At 37.8% G+C, this 19,590-nt stretch carries 20 protein-coding genes; 15 read left to right on the forward strand and 5 right to left on the reverse strand.

The annotated features are described in order from the left end of the window. Positions 1-45 precede the first annotated feature (45 nt). The 9 genes from metG to NAT51_RS00715 all read left to right on the forward strand — a co-directional run bounded on the left by metG (position 46) and on the right by NAT51_RS00715 (position 8,833). Positions 46-2,112, forward strand: coding sequence for a methionine--tRNA ligase (gene metG, locus NAT51_RS00670; RefSeq protein WP_250594051.1), 2,067 nt, complete (start codon positions 46-48; stop codon positions 2,110-2,112). 45 nt (positions 2,113-2,157) lie between these two features. Further along, positions 2,158-3,579, forward strand: a complete 1,422-nt coding sequence (locus NAT51_RS00675) for a hypothetical protein (protein ID WP_250594053.1) — start codon at positions 2,158-2,160, stop codon at positions 3,577-3,579. A 206-nt stretch (positions 3,580-3,785) separates the two neighbouring features. Next, positions 3,786-4,472: an HAD family hydrolase gene (locus NAT51_RS00680; RefSeq protein ID WP_250594055.1), complete on the forward strand. Its 687-nt coding sequence runs from the start codon at positions 3,786-3,788 to the stop codon at positions 4,470-4,472. After that, positions 4,469-5,092 carry a chloramphenicol acetyltransferase gene (locus tag NAT51_RS00685; RefSeq protein WP_250594057.1) on the forward strand — a complete coding sequence of 208 codons (624 nt, stop codon included), beginning with the start codon at positions 4,469-4,471 and terminating at the stop codon, positions 5,090-5,092. Before NAT51_RS00680 ends, NAT51_RS00685 begins: the two co-directional genes overlap by 4 nt. Before the next feature lie 33 nt (positions 5,093-5,125). Next, positions 5,126-5,641, forward strand: a complete 516-nt coding sequence (locus tag NAT51_RS00690; RefSeq protein ID WP_250594059.1) for a ferritin — start codon at positions 5,126-5,128, stop codon at positions 5,639-5,641. 302 nt (positions 5,642-5,943) lie between these two features. Continuing rightward, positions 5,944-6,354, forward strand: a complete 411-nt coding sequence (locus NAT51_RS00700; protein WP_250594063.1) for a BrxA/BrxB family bacilliredoxin — start codon at positions 5,944-5,946, stop codon at positions 6,352-6,354. 94 nt (positions 6,355-6,448) lie between these two features. Continuing rightward, positions 6,449-7,186 carry a lysophospholipid acyltransferase family protein gene (locus tag NAT51_RS00705; protein WP_250594065.1) on the forward strand — a complete coding sequence of 246 codons (738 nt, stop codon included), beginning with the start codon at positions 6,449-6,451 and terminating at the stop codon, positions 7,184-7,186. Positions 7,187-7,188: 2 nt separating this feature from the next. Further along, the gene (locus tag NAT51_RS00710; RefSeq protein WP_250594067.1) at positions 7,189-8,187 is read left to right on the forward strand and encodes an acyl-ACP desaturase; all 999 of its coding nucleotides are present in this window, start codon (positions 7,189-7,191) and stop codon (positions 8,185-8,187) included. 1 nt (position 8,188) lies between these two features. After that, positions 8,189-8,833 carry an HD domain-containing protein gene (locus NAT51_RS00715; RefSeq protein ID WP_250594069.1) on the forward strand — a complete coding sequence of 215 codons (645 nt, stop codon included), beginning with the start codon at positions 8,189-8,191 and terminating at the stop codon, positions 8,831-8,833. A 36-nt stretch (positions 8,834-8,869) separates the two neighbouring features. On the opposite strand, the gene NAT51_RS00720 is transcribed toward NAT51_RS00715, so the two are convergent. Genes NAT51_RS00720 through NAT51_RS00740 form a run of 5 tightly spaced genes read right to left on the reverse strand, consistent with a single transcriptional unit; the run spans position 8,870 to position 13,593 of the window. Then, on the reverse strand, positions 8,870-9,652 hold the full coding sequence (locus NAT51_RS00720) for an enoyl-CoA hydratase/isomerase family protein (protein ID WP_250594071.1): 783 nt from the start codon (positions 9,650-9,652) through the stop codon (positions 8,870-8,872). Positions 9,653-9,659: 7 nt separating this feature from the next. Further along, the gene (locus tag NAT51_RS00725; protein ID WP_250594073.1) at positions 9,660-11,135 is read right to left on the reverse strand and encodes a sensor histidine kinase; all 1,476 of its coding nucleotides are present in this window, start codon (positions 11,133-11,135) and stop codon (positions 9,660-9,662) included. After that, positions 11,136-11,687, reverse strand: a complete 552-nt coding sequence (locus NAT51_RS00730) for a CopD family protein (RefSeq protein ID WP_250594075.1) — start codon at positions 11,685-11,687, stop codon at positions 11,136-11,138. Between the two features lie 5 nt (positions 11,688-11,692). After that, positions 11,693-12,709, reverse strand: coding sequence for a ferrochelatase (hemH, locus tag NAT51_RS00735; protein ID WP_250594077.1), 1,017 nt, complete (start codon positions 12,707-12,709; stop codon positions 11,693-11,695). Next, entirely contained in the window at positions 12,709-13,593 is an 885-nt protein-coding gene (locus NAT51_RS00740) for an AraC family transcriptional regulator (protein ID WP_250594079.1), read from the reverse strand. The genes hemH and NAT51_RS00740 overlap by 1 nt, the downstream gene beginning before the upstream one ends. A gap of 225 nt (positions 13,594-13,818) precedes the next feature. On the opposite strand from NAT51_RS00740, the gene hemA reads away from it, so the two are divergent. The 6 genes from hemA (at position 13,819) to hemF (ending at position 19,315) form a co-directional block, all read left to right on the forward strand. Beyond that, the gene (gene hemA / locus NAT51_RS00745) at positions 13,819-15,060 is read left to right on the forward strand and encodes a glutamyl-tRNA reductase (RefSeq protein WP_250594081.1); all 1,242 of its coding nucleotides are present in this window, start codon (positions 13,819-13,821) and stop codon (positions 15,058-15,060) included. Next, entirely contained in the window at positions 15,033-16,052 is a 1,020-nt protein-coding gene (gene hemC / locus NAT51_RS00750) for a hydroxymethylbilane synthase (RefSeq protein ID WP_250594083.1), read from the forward strand. Before hemA ends, hemC begins: the two co-directional genes overlap by 28 nt. 2 nt (positions 16,053-16,054) lie before the next feature. Beyond that, on the forward strand, positions 16,055-16,735 hold the full coding sequence (locus tag NAT51_RS00755; RefSeq protein WP_250594085.1) for a uroporphyrinogen-III synthase: 681 nt from the start codon (positions 16,055-16,057) through the stop codon (positions 16,733-16,735). Positions 16,736-16,809: 74 nt separating this feature from the next. Further along, entirely contained in the window at positions 16,810-17,835 is a 1,026-nt protein-coding gene (hemE, locus tag NAT51_RS00760; RefSeq protein WP_250594087.1) for a uroporphyrinogen decarboxylase, read from the forward strand. Beyond that, positions 17,836-18,402: a DUF3575 domain-containing protein gene (locus NAT51_RS00765; RefSeq protein WP_250594089.1), complete on the forward strand. Its 567-nt coding sequence runs from the start codon at positions 17,836-17,838 to the stop codon at positions 18,400-18,402. Next, on the forward strand, positions 18,392-19,315 hold the full coding sequence (hemF, locus tag NAT51_RS00770; protein ID WP_250594091.1) for an oxygen-dependent coproporphyrinogen oxidase: 924 nt from the start codon (positions 18,392-18,394) through the stop codon (positions 19,313-19,315). The genes NAT51_RS00765 and hemF overlap by 11 nt, the downstream gene beginning before the upstream one ends. The last annotated feature ends 275 nt before the right edge of the window (positions 19,316-19,590 follow it).

Below are 19,590 nucleotides of genomic sequence, written 5' to 3' on the forward strand. Positions count from 1 at the left end.
TCTTGGATGAAAAAACCTTATTTTTGCACTCAATTTAATTGAATTATGGTACAAAATCCGAAAAGATATACGATTACGGCAGCTTTGCCTTATACCAACGGTCCCATACACATTGGCCATTTAGCCGGTGTTTATGTTCCGGGTGACATTTATGCAAGGTTTTTACGTTTACAGGGAAAAGACGTGGCTTACATTTGTGGAAGCGATGAGCACGGTGTGGCAATTTCGATGAAAGCAAAAAAAGAAGGCATTACACCGCAGGAAGTTATCGATAAATATGACGGAATCATCAGACAATCTTTTCAGGATTTCGGAATTTCATTTGACAATTATTCAAGAACTTCTGCAAAGATCCATCATGAAACGGCATCAGAATTCTTCAGAAAATTATATGATGAAGGCAAATTCATCGAAGAAACTACCGATCAGTTATATGACGAAAAAGCAGATCAGTTTTTAGCAGACCGTTTTGTAACCGGAACTTGTCCAAAGTGTTCAAATCCGGAAGCGTATGGAGACCAATGCGAAAAATGTGGTTCTTCTTTAAATGCTACCGATTTAATTGATCCGAAGTCAACAATCACAGGAACAACTCCTGTTTTGAAATCTACCAAGCACTGGTTTTTACCCTTAAATGAATATTCAGATTTTCTACAGAAATGGATTGTGGAAGGTCACAAAAACGACTGGAAACCGAATGTATACGGACAGGTAAAATCATGGATCGACGGCGGATTGGAACCACGTGCGGTAACCCGTGACTTAGACTGGGGAATTGATGTCCCGGTAGAAGGAGCCGAAGGCAAAAAACTATATGTATGGTTTGATGCACCGATTGGTTACATCTCATCCACCAAAGAATGGGCTGCCCGTGAAGGAAAAGACTGGGAACCATACTGGAAATCAGATGACACCAAATTAGTGCACTTCATCGGAAAAGACAATATCGTATTCCACTGTGTGATTTTCCCTGCGATGTTAAAGGCAGAAGGGAGTTACATTTTACCGGATAACGTTCCCGCAAACGAATTCCTGAATTTAGAAGGCAACAAATTATCGACTTCTAAAAACTGGGCCGTTTGGTTACATGAATATTTACTTGATTTTCCTGAAAAACAGGATGCTTTGCGTTATGCTTTGACTGCCAATGCACCTGAAACCAAAGACAACGACTTTACCTGGAAAGATTTTCAGGCGAGAAACAATAATGAATTAGCGGCCATCTTCGGAAACTTTATCAATCGTGTGGTGGTATTGACCAATAAATATTATGACGGAATTGTTCCGGCTCCGAATGCATACAATGAAGTGGATGAAGCTACTCTGACTGAATTAAAAGCCTATCCGGCCGTAATTGCTTCTTCAGTAGAAAGATACCGTTTCAGGGAAGCTTTAGAAAAGATGATGAATGTTGCCCGTTTGGGTAATAAATATTTAGCCGATGAAGAGCCTTGGAAAATGGTGAAAAACGATCCGGAGCGCGTGAAAACACAAATGTATGTGGCTTTACAGATTGCTGCAGCTTTGCGTGTACTGGCTGAACCGTTTTTACCATTTACCGCAAACAAACTGGCCAACATCTTACAATTAGAAGAATTGGATTGGAACAAGGTAACTGAAACATCAGATTTATTACCGTCAGGTCATCAGATTCTTACTGAAAAAACTGATGTTTTATTCGCCCAGATTGAAGATACTGAAATCCAAAAACAGATTGATAAACTCGAAGCTACCAAAAAAGCCAATGTGGTAGCCACAAAAAATACCATTATGCCTCAAAAAGAAACAGCTACTTTTGATGATTTCTCAAAAATCGACTTGCGTGTAGGGACTATTATCGAAGCCGAAAAAATGCCAAAAGCTGATAAATTATTAGTATTGAAAGTTGACACCGGATTGGATGTACGTACAATCGTTTCAGGTATTGCCGAGCATTTCACACCGGAAGAAGTAATCGGGAAAAGAGTAACCGTTTTAGTCAACCTTGCGCCAAGAGCCTTGCGTGGTGTGGAAAGTCAGGGAATGTTATTACTGACTAACAATGCTGAAGGTAAATTGGTTTTCGTAAGTCCTGAAAAAGAAGGTGTGGAAAACGGAGCGACGATTGCTTAATTAAATAAATACAAAAGCCCCCAAAATTATATGTTTTTAAAAAAAATGTTACTGCCTATTTTTATAGGCAGTTTTTCTGTTGCTTTTGCACAGGAAAAAATCAGTACTGTTGCTTATGAAGGAGAAAGCCTTAAAGGCATTAACTCAATTGTTGACCAGGAAGACAACAAAACCCTTTTGTTACTTCACGACAAATCCAAGACTGATGTTTTGGTGTTAGATGAAACATTCAAACAAACCGGAAAAATAACACTGGCCAAAGAAGTTAACGAAAAATCCCAGTATCTTGGATACAGTAAAAACCAGCAAAATTATTATACGTATTGGGAAAATCCGAAAGAAGGAAAAATAGAAGTTAAGCATTTAAACTTAAGTGACAATACTTCCGGTTCTTCTGAAATACCATTCGTTTTAGAAAAAGAAATCATCTTTAATTGTGTGACGGTAAAGAATTCATTTTACATCTTATCGATTTTAAAAAACACCAACACCTTAAATGTTTATAAATTACAGGAAGGACAATTAGAAAAGAAAAGCATTGATTGTTCGCATTTGAAATTCATAAATCATGAAAGCAAACCGGTTAATTTCTGGAAATTGTATTCAGAATATGACGGCCGTGTTTACAGTGACGGCATAAAAAGCGTTAATACCTCGATCCATAATTCAATTGTTTTGAGTACCCAAAAAAAGAAATCATACATAAACGGTGATTCCATTATTCTTGCATTTGATAATAATTACAATTTCAACCAAAATCTGATTATTAACCTAAATGATTACAGCATTACCCAGAAAGTTTTGCAACAGGAAAACATTATCCCAAAAAGTGACATGACTGATTTACAATCCAATTCATTCATGGTGAACAACAAAGTTTTCCTGATAAAAACGGGAGACCAACAAGTCTTTGTTACTATAAAAGATCTTGATAATAACGTATTGAAAAAAATCAGTTATACCGCTACAGATTTGGGCCAATATGTTAATTCAGAAGTTGTTCAGGAAGCAGGCAGTATAAAAAGCAGACGTGCACTTGAAAAACCAATTCAGTTTGTACGGAAAGTAGGCAATTTAAACCCTGCCATAACAGGTGTTTACGAAAATGGTAAATATACGATGACCATTGGCGGTGTTTCATATCCGCAACAAAGTAACGGGGCGTTGATTGGCGGTATGGTAGGTGGTCTTGCCGGTGCTTTGGTTGGTGCACTCGTAACAAGCGCGATGTACAGCCCGACTATAGATTCATATGCAAATAAAAATATCGTTTCGTTAAAATGCATTATGGATGAGAACTTTAATCCAACAAGCGAAAAAACGGAAGAATCAAACTTTGAAAGATTAAGAATTTTCATTGAAGGGACCGTTCCACATGCTTACCCGCACATTTTTATTTCCGGAAAAGACCTGATGTATTCAGGATATGACAAAGAAAACAAGGTTCTTAACATTTATAAATTCTAAAAAGAACCTTGCAATTATTTTAAGATAAGCAGTTTTTGAATTAAGACTGCTTATCTTATTTTAAAAAAACAGATAACCCCTGATTTATTAATTTATAGTTTTCAGTCAGATTTGAGCCATCTCCCTTTTTAAATTCTCAAAAGATTTTTAACTTAGTACTTATCTGAAAAACATCTCAAAAGAGTTGTTTCCAAAATTCATTACAAATGGAAATAAAAGTAATTGCTTTTGACGCCGACGATACCTTATGGCACAACGAACCTTATTTTGATGAGGCCCAGGCTCGGTTTTGTGATTTATTCCAGGACTTTGCGTCACGTCAGGAATTGCTGCAATTGATTTTGACCCATCAGGTGAAAAACTTGCCGTTATATGGTTTCGGGATAAAGGCTTTCACCCTTTCGATGATTGAAACCGGGTTGTCGTTGACCAATCATCAGTTATCCGGAAAATCGGTTGAAAAAATCCTCAACATCGGGAAAGAACTATTGGAAAAACCGGTTGAATTATTACCTGATGTTGCATCGGTATTAAAAGATTTAAACGGCAGGTACAAATTAATTGTGGCCACCAAAGGTGATTTAAAAGACCAACACCGTAAATTGCATGATTCGGGGTTAGGGCAATATTTCCACCATATTGAAGTTATGAGTGATAAAAAAGACGCTGACTATCAAAAAATGTTGTCGCGTTTAGATATAAAAGAATCTGAATTTTTGATGATTGGGAACTCATTGAAATCAGATGTCCTTCCGGTATTGAATATTGGAGGACACGCGATTCATATCCCTTATCATACAACCTGGGAATATGAAAAAATAGATTTTGAAATCAATCATCCCAACTTTAAAGCGGTAGAACAAATCACCGATATTTTGCCTTTGGTATCATGAAACACAAACTTGATGTAAACAACTGGAACCGAAAAGAACATTTTGAATTCTTCAGTCAGATGGAGGAACCTTTCTTCGGTTTTACCATACCGTTGGATTGTACGGAAGCTTACCAGAAAGCAAAGGATCTTGATATGTCATTTTTCATTTATTACCTGCATAAAACCCTTGTATCGGTAAACGCGATAGAATGCTTCAGATACCGTATTGAAAACGGGGAAGTTTTTGTGTATGATAAAATCAATGTATCGGCCACGATTATGCGTGAAGATAAAACCTTTGGTTTTTCGTTCATTGAATTTGATGAAGACATCCAAAAATTCAATCTCAATGCCAAAAATGAAATTGAAAGAATACAAAATACCACAGGATTGTTTACCCGTGAATTCAACGATGTTAATCTGATTCATTTCTCGGCAGTTCCGTGGATTAACTTCAGTGGGGTTTCGCATGCCCGCGGATTTTCCTACCCTGACAGTTGTCCGAAAATTGCCTTTGGTGAAATGACGGAAGACAATGGGAAGAAAACAATGCCTTTCTCCATACATGCCCATCACGGACTAATGGACGGTTATCATGTAGGGTTATTTTTAGAACGGATGAAGGCTGAGATGCAATAAAAAAATTCGTAACTTTATGAAAAAAGTAAAGTTATGTTATCTAAAAGTATCGAAACAGCATTAAACAAACAAGTCCGCATTGAAGCCGAATCCTCACAAATTTATTTATCCATGGCTTGCTGGGCCGAAACTAAAGGTTTTGAAGGAATCGCCAGTTTTATGTATTTACAGTCTGATGAGGAGAGAACCCACATGCTCAAACTGATTAAATACCTGAATGAAAGAGGCGGACATGCCACCATAACCGAATTAAAAGCTCCGAAAACCAAATTTGGCGACTTTAAGGAAATGTTTGAAGAATTATACAAACATGAACTTTTTGTATCCCAATCCATTAATGATTTAGTTCATATCGCTTTGGAAGAAAGAGACTACGCCACCCATAATTTCTTGCAATGGTATGTTGCCGAACAAATCGAAGAAGAAGCACAGGCTAAAACAATCCTTGATAAAATCAACCTTATCGGTGATGATAAAGGCGGATTGTATTTATTTGACAGAGATATTCAGCAATTGAATGTCCAAAGTTCTGTAGGAGGAAAAAATTAATGAATTGCATTATGTTTTGAGTAAAAAAGAGAAACATAAAAAAAAGGACAAACACGAAAAAGTGTTACAAAAGCAACTTAAAATCGCTAAAGATTGTAAGTCGAAATGTTGTGAGAAATATAAAAAAAAGGAAAGCAAGCGATGTAAACGCTGTCCTATGTTTGATTTAATCAAGAAACTCCATGTCAACGATTTTGAAATAAAAGACGTAAAAGAGTGATTCGTTAAAAAAAGTAAAACATTTTATCAGATAACCTGACAACTTTGTACCTTTGCATCGTTAATTTTTAACTCAAAGAATTATGTATCCAGAAGAAATGGTAAAACCGATGCGCGCTGAATTAACAGAAGCGGGTTTTCAGGATTTATATAGTGCTGAAGCGGTAGAAAGTGCTTTGGCTCAAAAAGGAACCACTTTAGTAGTGGTAAATTCAGTTTGCGGATGTGCAGCACGTAATGCACGCCCGGGAGCTAAAATGAGTTTGGCAGGAGCTAAAAAACCAGACCATTTGGTAACTGTTTTTGCAGGTGTTGATAAAGAAGCAGTTGATGCAGCACGCCAGCACATGTTCCCATTCCCACCATCTTCTCCAAGCATTGCCTTGTTCAAAGACGGAGAATTAGTACACATGTTAGAACGTCATCACATTGAAGGCCGTCCTGCTGAAATTATAGCTGAAAATCTAACAGACGCCTACAGCGAATTCTGTTAATTAAATTTATTACAATGCGAATGTCATTCTGAAAGAAGGATAACCTTTAATCAGAATGACATTTTTTTATTTATTTTGTGCAAACTTTAACGTGATGCAAAAAATTATATCTTATCCTATTTCCCTGATCTATTATCTTTTATTCGGATTATGGCTGGTCATATTTCATCCTGTTCAATGGGTATGCCTTAAGGTATTTGGTTATAACGCCCACCGTTTAAGCGTTGCCGTCCTGAATGGCTTTTTAGTCAGAACCACTCATGTATTAGGGACAACCTATTCTATTGACGGTTTTGAAAATATTCCGGACAACCAACCGTTAATAATAGTAAGTAATCATCAGAGTTTATATGATATTCCGCCGTATATTTGGTTCTTGAGAAAATGCCATCCTAAATTCATCAGTAAGAAGGAGTTAGGAAAAGGAATCCCAAGTGTATCGTTCAATTTACGCCATGGAGGCTCCGCATTAATTGACAGAAAAGATCCTAAGCAGGCCTTACCTGAAATTAAGCGTGTCGCAGAGTATATCAACAACAACAATTATTCGGTAGTAATTTTTCCGGAAGGAACGAGAAGTAAAACCGGCGTACCAAAACCATTCGCGGTTAACGGTTTAAAAATGTTATACAAGTTTGCGCCTGATGCTTATTTCTTGCCGATAACCATAAACAATTCATGGAAAATGACACGTTATGGACAATTCCCTTTAGGTTTAGGGAACCGTTTATCATTTTCTATTCATAAACCATTAAAAATAAGTGATTATTCTTTCGAAGAAATTCTTGAAAAGACCGAAAGTATCATCACCCAAAACGTTAAAATAAATTAATTATGTCTATACAAAATGTGCGTAGGGAAGTGATGCAGTTTTTAGAAAAGAACATCGATTCTTTTGTGGAAACGTATCTGATGCCTGTGGAAAAAATATGGCAGCCAAGTGATTTACTGCCTAACTCTGAAAAGGAGACATTTTTGGAGGAAGTAACAGAATTGAGAGAGATTGCCAAAGAGTTACCGTATGATTTCTGGGTGGTTTTAGTTGGTGATACCATTACCGAAGAAGCCTTACCGACTTACGAATCCTGGTTAATGGATGTGGAAGGTGTTTCACAAAAAGGTGAAGGCGGCGACAACGGATGGGCCAAATGGCTTCGTCAATGGACCGGAGAAGAAAACCGTCACGGCGATTTACTAAACAAGTACTTATATCTTTCGGGAAAAGTTAATATGCGAGAAGTGGAAATCACGACACAGCATTTAATCAATGACGGATTTGATCCGGGAACCGACAGGGATCCGTATAAAAACTTCATTTTTACGAGTTTTCAGGAATTGGCTACTTACATTTCCCATAACCGTGTGGCACAGATCGCCAAACGTTTCGGAGACCATAAATTGTCAAAAATATGCCGTTTGATTGCCGGGGATGAAATGCGTCACCACCATGCTTATACCGAATTTGTAGACCGAATTTTCAAAATCGATCCAAGTGAAATGATGCTGGCTTTCCATTACATGATGAAGCAGAAAATCACCATGCCGGCCCATTTGATCCGTGAATCCGGTGAAGCCATTGGAACTGCTTTCGAGAAATTCTCTGAATCTGCACAACGCATCGGGGTTTATACAGCGATGGATTATGTGGATATCATGCAGAAACTGATTGACAAGTGGGAAATTGACAAGATTGGTAATTTGACAGACGAAGCAGAAAAAGCAAGAGATTATTTAATGAAATTACCCGGCAGAATGACCAAATTAGCAGACCGAGTAATCGTTCCTGCGGAAGAGAAGTTATTCAAATGGGTACAACCTTCGATCACGGTTTAATATGGGTTTAATAGACAATACCATTGCCTTCGTTAAAAATCAATTACAGGATGCAGAAGGTGGTCATGACTGGTTTCATATCGAACGTGTATATAAAAATGCTTTATTGATTGCTCAGGGAGAAGATTGCGATTTAGATGTAGTCAAACTGGGTGCTTTATTGCATGATGTGGCTGACAGTAAATTCCATAACGGAGATGAAACCGTAGGACCGAAAGTGGCCCGGGAATTTCTGGAAGGACAAAATGCTGATGAAGCTACCATCCAACATGTGATTAACATTATCGAGAACATTTCATTCAAAGGTGGAAATTTTGAAAAGAAGTTCAATTCAATTGAATTGGAAATCGTTCAGGATGCAGACCGTCTGGATGCGATTGGTGCAATTGGTGTAGCGAGGGCATTTAATTATGGCGGGTTTAAAAACAGAGCGTTATACAATCCTGAAATTAAGCCTAACCTTACCATGAGCAAAGAGGAATACAAAAAAAGTGATTCGCCCACAATCAATCATTTTTATGAAAAGCTCTTACTCTTAAAAAATAAGATGAACACCTCAACCGGTTCGAAAATTGCCGAAGAACGCCACCATTACATGGAGCAATTCCTGAATCAGTTTTATGCCGAATGGGAGGGTCAGAAATAAAAAAAGAGAACCAATTTGGTTCTCTTTTTTTATGTTTTATTTCCCTGTAAACTCTGCTTTTCTCTTTTCCAGGAAAGCCGTTGTTCCTTCTTTAAAATCGGCGGTAGCAAAACACTCCCCGAATTTATTGATTTCGGTTTCATAACCATTAACACCGTCTTTGTAATTCGCATTAACGGCTTGAATTGCTTTGGATATTGCAACAGGTGAATTTTTCAATATCTTATTGGCAATCGTCATGTATGTTGGACGCAATTCTTCCTGAGTCACCACATGGTTTACCAATCCGGTGCGGTATGCTTCATCTGCAGAAAGCATTCCGGCTGTCATGATCAATTCCATTGCACGTCCTTTTCCGATTAATTGCGGTAAACGCTGTGTTCCTCCATAACCCGGAATCACACCCAATGAAACTTCAGGCAAACCCATTTTGGCATTATCAGAAGCTATACGGAAATGACAAGCCATTGCCAATTCTAATCCGCCTCCTAAAGCAAATCCGTTAACCGCAGCAATTACAGGCGTTTTCATATTTTCAACAAAACTGAACAATAATTCCTGTCCTTTAGCCGCTAACTGTGCTCCTTCTTTAGCAGAGAAATTAGCAAATTCTGAAATATCGGCTCCGGCTACGAAAGCTTTTTCACCGCTTCCGGTAATAATCACCACCTGAACATTTTCATTCGCATCCAAATCTTTTAATAATTCGTGCAATTCCAAAATGGTCACTTTATTCAAAGCATTTAATTTTTCAGGGCGGTTGATCGTAACAGTCGCAATTCCTTTTTCGTGTTCTACTAAGATATTCTCAAATGTCATAACTAAATTATTGGTTAATGATGGGTAATGATACTTTAAAAACAGTTCCTTTCCTTAAGGTAGAATCAAAGGTAATGGTTCCGTTATAATTTTCTATAATATTTTTAATGATGGCCAATCCTAGACCCATTCCGCTTGTTTTTGTGGTGAACTTAGGTTCAAAAATCCGTTCAAAATCTTCTTCGGCAATTCCCTTTCCGTTATCTTTTACCTTAATTACTGCACTGCCGTTTTCATTTTTAACCGAAACTTCAATCTTTTTTACTTCCTGTTCTTCCGGGATGGCCTGAATGGCATTTTTAACCAAATTTGTGATGATACGGATTAACTGTGTACGGTCAATTTTGGTAATAATTTCTTCCGATTCCGAATCAAATTGAATATAATCTTCGTTAAAAATATCCAAGGCCAAATCGACTACATCTACAACGTTCAAAGTTTCGTTCTGTTGTGCCGGCATAGAAGCAAAATTAGAAAACGCAGACGCAACGGCTGACATAGTATCAATTTGCTGAATTAATGTTTTCGAGTAATCAGCCAGTTTTTGCTTCGCATTAGGGTCTTCGGGATTAAAACGCATCTCAAAACTCTGTACTGTTAAACGCATTGGCGTCAATGGGTTTTTGATTTCATGCGCAACCTGTTTCGCCATTTCACGCCACGCTCCTTCTCTTTCTCCTTGAGCTAATTTATTAGCACTCTCTTCCAACTCATCAATCATTTTGTTATAAGACTGAATTAACCGGTCAATTTCATAACTGTTAGTTACCAGATCTATCTTTTCATTTTTCTCGGTTAACGATGTTTCGGTTAATCTATCCGAAATGGTTTTAAGTGATTTCGTTATATAACGTGATAAATAATAAGCAATCCAAATTGAAATCACAATCATTCCAAGATACACCATTCCGAAGATTTTAAGGAAACTGATAATTTCTTCTTTATAAAAATTATCCTCTTCCACATAAGGCAAACGGATAATCCCGATGGGTTTATTTTCGATATAATCCATCAGATAGGTGTATGAAAAACGGTAGGTATTCAACTCGCCTTCGGCAATGGAAACATAACGGTTATTGTCGGAAACTTTGATTTTATGAATGATTGCTTCCGGTAAATTAGGCGAAATCTGTCCTTTTATTATGGGTGCTTTGGAAGTAATGATCAAATGTCCTTTTAAATCATAGATATCTATTTCAATATTATGGATATCTGCAATTTCAAAAATCTTATCCCGAAAGATAGATTGTAAATTGAAGGTTGCCAAAGGGTGAGGCGTAACTTCAAGAACATATTGAATGTGCTGCTTGATCTGATTTTCCTTTCGGATCAAACGGTCTTTATGATACTCCTGGTTTTCAATCTGAAAATGGATTAATGAAACACCCAAAATCAAAACTGAAGAAATAATCGTGATGAGAATCATCGCCAAGAAGATTCTTACCCGTAAGGACCAGTTTTTTACCTTAAAAAGGGTTTCCATTTATTGTTTTTTTTCTCTGATTTGTTTGTAGAACTTATAACCCAGCATTAAAAGTACAGAAAAAAGTATAATTCCGATAACTCCATAAATCCAATTGATGGCATTTTTCATGATAACCAAAAAAACGACCGCAAATAAAATGATCGTTGCACCTTCATTCCATAACCTGAAAAAGCCGGAAGTATGTTTTACTTCATCCTTTTGCAGCTGAAGGAAAATCTGGTGGCATTTCAAATGATACAGGTAAAGAAGGAAAACAAAACCCAGCTTAACATGCATCCAGGATTGTGACAACCAAACGCCTCCGGCATCTGTGAAAAACAACATCCAATAGGCAAAAAAACTAGCCAGAATTGCACTTGGCCAAGTGATGATATACCACAAGCGGTATTGCATTAACTGGTATTGCCTGATTAGAATTTGCTGTTCCGGTTCTGGTTTTTGCTTTGCTTCGGCATGATAAACAAATAACCGCACAATGTAAAACAATCCGGCGAACCAGGTAATCACAAAAATTAAATGCAGTGATTTGATGTAGTTATAGAGTTCCATTATGATTAGTTTTTAGCCCAATCTTTTATCCAGTTAGCCAAAGTATCCATCCAGGCCTCATCGTCGTTCAAACAAGGAATCGCTTTAAATTTTTCACCACCGTGTTCCACAAAATCTTCGTTGGCACGCATGGCAATTTCTTCAAGGGTTTCAAGACAATCGGCTACAAATGCAGGAGTTACAACTGCTAAGTTTTTAATCCCTTTTTTAGGCATGTTGTTGATTTCAATATCCGTATAAGGCTCAAGCCATTTATCTCCCGCCAGTCTTGACTGAAATGTTTCACTGTATTTATCTTTCGGGATATTTAAAATTTCCACAACCTGACGTGTAGTTTCAAAACATTGGTGGCGGTAACAAAATTCATGGGAAGGCGAAGCAGTCACACAACAGCTTTTGTCAATTTTACAATGTGATTTCGTAACATCGGTTTTACGGATGTGGCGCTCCGGAATTCCGTGGTAAGAGAATAAAAGATGATCGTATTCGAATCCTTCCAGATGTCTTTTAATCGAATCAGCCAGATTTTGGATATAATCTTTTTTATTATAAAACGAATTGATCACCGTAATCTTCATTTCCGGGAAATGCTTTTTACGGAGTTCTTCTGCTAAAACAAGAATCGTTTTGGTCGACGCCATGGCATACTGTGGATACATCGGTAATAACAAGACCTCTGTAACTCCTTTATCTTTCAATTCCTGCAACCCTTTTTGAATGGTCATTGAACCGTATCGCATAGCCAATGCTACCGGAACTTCCACTCTTTCCTGTACTTTTTTGTGTACATTTTTAGAAATCACTACAAGCGGGGAACCCTCTTTTGTCCAGATTTTTCCGTAAGCATGAGCCGATTCTTCCGGACGCTTTCTCAGAATAAGTCCCCTAACCAAAAAAGCCCTCAATAAATACGGAACATCGATCACGTATTTGTCCATTAAAAATTCATCTAAATATGGCTTTACATCTTTTGGGTCCGGACTTTCCGGCGAACCTAGATTGACTAATAAAACTCCTTTCATTATAAACTTTTTTCTAATAAATATTTTTTTGGTGTTGTGTTGTATTTCTTCTTGAAAGCCGCAATAAAGTGACTCGCGGTACTGTAACCGATTTTAAGTCCGACTTCATTTACATTATAAGATCCTGAATCCAGAAGATTTCGGGCATATTCCATTTTATAATCAAACAGAAACCCATAAACCGTATCTCCGTAAATCTGTTTGAAACCGGCCTTTAATTTCTTGAGATTTAAGCCTACCTGATGTGCCAGTTCTTCCAATCCCGGTGGCTCGGCCATGTTGGCTATGATAATTTCTTTTGCCTTTTTGATTCTTTGCACATTTTCTTCATCAATTAAAAAAGGACATTGTTCAGCATTTGGGTCTTCGTTCTTATTAAAAAACAAACTCAATAGCTCATAACCCTTTCCTTTGTAGTATAAATTTTTGATGGAAGGGTTCAGACTGTAATGAAACATCTGGTTCAATACAATTGCCATTGATGGTGTAATGTTTTCTTCTCCATAATATTTCCGGTCTTTATTTTGTTCACTCAAAAACGGAATATGGTCAGCATCGGCAGTAAAAAGACCATGAAATTTTTTAATGGAAATCAAGATGGAAATCACCCAGGATTTAGGCTCAAGAATAACATCCAAAGGCAGTTCTTTTTCGGGGTTATAAAACAGCAATGACTTTTCTTCCATCAGGTCTAAAGTATAATTTCCCTGATTGAAAATAAATTTGGCTTTGCCTTTTAATCCAAAATGAAATTGAATCAATCCTGTCTTAACCTGGCGCTTGTACGTTAGATTTTCGGCAGTATCATTCTGAAAACGAATTAAAATAAACTCATCATCGATTTTTATTTCTTCTGATAAATTAGAAGTTTCCCGGGTACTCATAGCGATACTTTTTTAAAGCCAGAACAAAAACAGAAGAAGTTCTTTATTTAGAATGATTCTATATAATTATTTTGTTAAGTGCTTATTTTACTGCAAAAATAAAAGAAATAACGTTTAAAAACTTTTTTGGGAACAAAAAAACGTTTAGCGACACAAAAAGAACTTTTAGCGTTATTTTTATAAAAGCATACCTCCTAATTTTGTCAAATCAATTGATTTTAGGGAATGACAAACAATTTGGAAGCCAAAACCACTACTTTTTACGCTATAGGATTAAGTTATTTGAAGGCTGATGCAGAGATTAGGGGAAAATTCAGCTTGGATGAACAGGCTAAGGAAACCTTATTGATGCAGGCCAAGAATGAAGGCATAGAAAGTTTAATTGTAACTTCAACGTGTAACAGAACCGAGATTTACGGTTTTGCACAACACCCCTACCAGTTAATCAAGTTACTGTGTGACAACAGTCAGGGAACTGTGGACGATTTTCAAAAAGTAGCTTACGTTTATAAAAGCAAAGAAGCAATTACCCATTTGTTTCGTGTGGGAACTGGCTTGGACAGTCAGATTTTAGGAGACTTCGAAATCATTTCCCAAATCAAGAATGCTTTTGTTATTTCAAAAAAGCATGGATTAATCAATGCATATATTGAGCGTTTGGTCAATGCAGTTATACAAGCCAGCAAAAGAGTAAAGAACGAAACTGAGATTTCATCAGGCGCCACTTCGGTTTCTTTTGCTTCGGTACAATATATTTTTAAAACCGTTCCGGATATTTCGGACAAGAATATTTTACTTTTCGGTACAGGGAAAATCGGGAGAAATACTTGTGAAAACCTGGTTAAACATACCAAGCATGATCAAATTACCCTAATCAACCGAACCAAGGATAAAGCTGAAAAACTGGCAAAAAAACTGGATTTGATTGTCAAGGATTATACTGATCTACAAGTTGAAATCCAAAAGGCAGATGTTCTGGTTGTCGCAACCGGTGCCCAAAACCCAACGGTTGACAAAGCGATTTTAAACCTGAAAAAGCCATTATTGATTCTGGATTTATCCATTCCGAAAAATGTCAATGAGAATGTGTTGGATGTAGAAGGTGTTTCTTTGGTACACATGGATCATTTGTCGCAAATTACAGATGAAACCCTTGAAAACCGTAAAAAACAAGTTCCGGCTGCCGAAGCCATCATTGAAGAAATCAGGGAAGAATTTTTAACCTGGTCAAAAGGCAGAAAATATGCCCCAACCATTCATGCTTTAAAAGCAAAACTGAATGCTATTAAAGAAGTTGAGTTAACTTACCAGAAGAAAAAAATGGATAATTTTGATGAGGCCCAGGCTGAAATCATCAGTAACAGGATTATACAGAAAATAACCAATCATTTTGCAAATCATTTGAAAGATGAAAACACTACGGTTGATGAAAGCGTGGAATGGATTCAAAAAATATTTCAATTGTAAAAGTAGAGTCGGTTGTTAATTCAAACCGAACCCATAACATTCAAAAATACGTGGCTAAAAACAATTCAAACAATACAACCATCCGGATTGGAACCCGTGACAGTGAATTAGCTTTATGGCAAGCTCATACGGTTGAAAAACAACTTAACGATTTAGGTTACAAAACTGAAATCATTGCCGTAAAATCACAAGGTGACATCATTCTTGACAAGCCTTTATATGAATTGGGCATCACCGGAATATTCACTAAAACACTGGATGTCGCCATGATATCAGGACAGGTGGACATAGCAGTACACTCCATGAAAGATGTACCAACGGCACTACCTAAGGGAATTGTTCAGGCAGCAGTATTGGAAAGAGCAAACACTGTTGATATTTTAGTCCACAAAGGAAACCTTGAGTTCCTTGAAAAAGGAGGAACCATTGCAACCGGAAGTCTTCGCCGTCAGGCACAATGGCTGAACAAATACCCAAACCATACGGTAGTTGACTTGCGCGGAAACGTAAATACCCGCATGCAAAAATTACAGGACAATGACTGGAACGGAGCTGTTTTTGCTGCCGCAGGATTAGAACGCATCAATTTAAAACCCGAAACTTATATCGATTTAGACTGGATGATTCCTGCTCCGGCACAAGGCGCAATGATGGTGGTTGCCATGGAAAATGATGAATATGCATTGGATGCCTTAAGTCAACTGAATCATATCGAAACCGAAATTTGTACTTATATCGAACGTCAGTTCTTACGGACTTTAGAAGGAGGCTGTACAGCACCGATAGGCTCATTGGCAAGATACAATGAAAACGACGATTCCATTCAATTTCAAGGGGTTTTATTCTCGATTGACGGACAGCAAAAAATTGAAATTGACCGTACTTTTGATATTTCCGAGTGGAAAAAATTAGGATTCAACTGCGCAAAGGAAATACTGGATAACGGTGGAACCGAACTAATGGCTTCCATCAAACAAAGTCTAAAAAAGTAATAATGGCCAGACAGGATATCCGTATATTATCTACCAAATCCCTTTTGAGCAATCAGATACAGTTTTTACTGAATGCTGACTTTTTGGTTGTTGAAGCCGATTTTATCCAAACCGAGACAATAGATTTTGATTTAAAAAAAGTTAATGACGCTTTGATCTTTACAAGCCAAAATGCTGTAAAGGCTCTTTTGGAACATCCGGAAGCTGAAAAAATAAAATCGAAAACCGTTTTTTGTGTAGGCATCAAAACCAAAGCTTTATTAGAGGACAACGGCTTCAAAGTTGAAGCTTATGCCGGTTATGCTGAGGACCTGGCCCAAATTATAGCATTAGTTTATTCCGATAACCAATACACTTTTTTTAGCGGTAATTTAAGAAGAGATACGCTGCCGGATATTTTAACCGAAGCCGGAATTGCATTGAATGAAATTCAGGTATACGAAACGGTACTGACACCAAAAAAAATAGATTCCAAAGCGGATGGTATATTGTTTTTCAGTCCGTCTGCCGTTGAAAGCTACACCCAAAAAAACAAAATAGACAAGGAAACTGCTTTCTGTATAGGGGAAACCACTGCCAGTGCAGCAGCAGATTTGGGATATAAAAATATTGTAATCGCCAATCAGCCGACGGTTGAGAATACGATTATCCAAGCCATAAATTATTTTAATCCCAAACATTAAACATTCAGGACACGAACAAAACAAATTGATTAAAATAGCTTAAGTCCTACAAGGCAAGCTTAAAGTATAAAAAAATGATAAAAAACGACCTATTTCTACGAGCTTTAAAAGGAGAAACTGTTGAACGTCCGCCGGTATGGATGATGCGTCAGGCAGGAAGATATTTACCTGAATTCAGGGCACTGCGTGACAAATATGATTTCTTCACCCGTTGTGAAACTCCGGAACTGGCTGCCGAAATCACGGTACAGCCCATCCGTATTGTGAAGCCGGATGCTGCAATCCTTTTCTCTGATATCCTGGTAGTACCAAGAGCCATGGGAATCCATGTAGAATTAAAAGACAATCTTGGTCCGATTATACCAGATCCAATCCGTACGACAGAACAGGTTGAAAAAGTATTCATCCCTAATATCGAAGAGAGTTTAGGATATGTAATGGATGCGATCAAACTGACCAAGGAAATGTTGAATGATGAAGTACCATTAATTGGTTTTGCAGGTTCACCGTGGACCATCTTCTGTTATGCGGTAGAAGGCAAAGGTTCCAAAAGCTTTGATACGGCAAAAGGATTTTGTTTTTCCAATCCGGTTGCTGCCCATACTTTATTGCAGAAAATTACAGATACAACCATTTTATACTTAAAAGAAAAAGTAAAATCAGGAGTGAATGCCGTTCAGATTTTTGATTCTTGGGGCGGAATGCTTTCCCCGGCTGATTATCAGGAATTCTCTTGGAAATACATCAACCAGATAGTGGATGCTTTGGCTGAAGATACCGAAGTGATTGTATTTGGTAAAGGATGTTGGTTTGCTTTGAACGAAATGTCAAAATCAAAAGCTTCGGCATTAGGAGTTGACTGGACCTGTTCAGCCAGAAATGCGCGCTATTTAACAGGCGGAAACATAACATTACAGGGTAATTTTGACCCTTCCCGTTTATTATCCCCTATTCCAACCATTAAAAAAATGGTTCACGAAATGATTGACGAATTCGGGAAAGACAAATACATCGTTAACCTTGGCCACGGAATTTTACCTAATATTCCGGTGGATCATGCCAAAGCTTTTATCGAAGCCGTTAAAGAATACAACAACTAAATGAGAAAGCTCGGTTTCCTTTTTGTCTTAATATTGAGTTATTCTTTTGTGCAGAGTCAGACTGCCGTAAAGGGTAATGTATCTGCCTTACTTGGTTTCCCTCAGATTGGAGCCGAATTCACTTTAGGTAAAAAGACCACTTTCCAGGTTGACGCATTTGCTTCACTTTGGAAATCCATTAATGGCGGTCCACAGGAAGTGTATATGGTTTTTCCTGAATTGAGATACTATACCAGGAAATCGATGGATGGATTATACTTCGGGTTGCACATTGGCGGTTCAAAGTATAAATTCCAAAAATGGAATTATATAAATACTGATTTTTATCAGGAAGGATACAGCGTCATGTATGGTGGCACAGTAGGCTATCAGGTAAAAATAAACGACCGTTTTTCCTTAGATGCTTTCTTGGGCGGAGGTTCCCAGCAAGGATTTTACAAAGGGTATCTGTTAAGTACCGGCGAAGCCTATGAACATGCACGCAATTACAACAAAAGCGGTGAATGGTTACCTTACCGTGGAGGAATAATGATCGTCTATAAATTAGGCAGTAAAAATGAAAAATAAGTTTTATCAATACATACAAATCCTTCAGGACCAAATTTGCAAAGGCCTGGAAGATATAGACGGCCAAGCAAAGTTCCGTCAGGATTTATGGGAACGTCCCGAAGGCGGCGGTGGAAGAACCCGTGTGATTGAAAACGGGGCTGTTATTGAAAAAGGCGGTGTTAATATTTCGGCAGTGCACGGTGCATTACCCAAAGCGATGCAGACCTACTTTAATGTGGGGGAAGTTGATTTCTTTGCCTGCGGATTAAGCCTGGTCATTCATCCTAAAAACCCGATGGTTCCGACAGTACATGCCAACTGGCGTTACTTTGAAATGTACGACCCCTCGACTCCGCCCGGGGCAAGTGACAGAAAAGTTATCAATTCATGGTTTGGCGGCGGACAGGATTTGACCCCGTATTACCTTTTTGAAGAAGATGCAAAACATTTCCATGAGACTTGTAAAACAGCCTGTGACAAACACAGTCCTGAGTTTTATCCAAAGTTCAAAAAACAGTGTGATGAGTACTTCTGGAATGCACACCGCGATGAAGCAAGAGGTATTGGCGGATTATTTTTTGACCATTGCCAGGCAACGGAAGACATGACCATGGATAACTGGTATGATTTTGTAACTGAGGTGGGCAACAGTTTCCTAACAGCTTATTTACCAATTGTCGAAAGAAGAAAAGATTTGCCTTATACCGAAGCCAACAGAATCTGGCAGGAAATAAGACGCGGCCGTTATGTTGAATTCAATTTGGTTCACGATAAAGGAACCTTGTTCGGGTTGAAGACCAACGGAAGAATCGAATCGATACTGATGAGTTTACCACCACATGTACAATGGGTATATGACCATCATCCCGAAGCCGGAAGTCAAGAAGAAAAGTTACTGAACATACTTGCAAATCCGGTTGAGTGGATTTAAAAATAATAAGCAGCCCCAAATTGGGGCTGTTTCTTTTCAAATACTCTATACCATAAAGCCCTGATGAAAGGTTCCCTCAAGCAAGAGTACAGCGGGAAACGGATAACCTATCAGTGTTATTACTCTAAAACAAGGTTTGTACATTACTTAAATACGACATATATACGCTATAAACACGCTATAACTACGCTATATCTCTGTCATTTACACAGAACAGCACAAGAGTATACAGGATATCACCTTATTAAACGAAACAAGGCCCGATATACAATCGG

Source organism: Flavobacterium amniphilum (genome assembly GCF_023634845.1).
Classification (GTDB): domain Bacteria; phylum Bacteroidota; class Bacteroidia; order Flavobacteriales; family Flavobacteriaceae; genus Flavobacterium; species Flavobacterium amniphilum.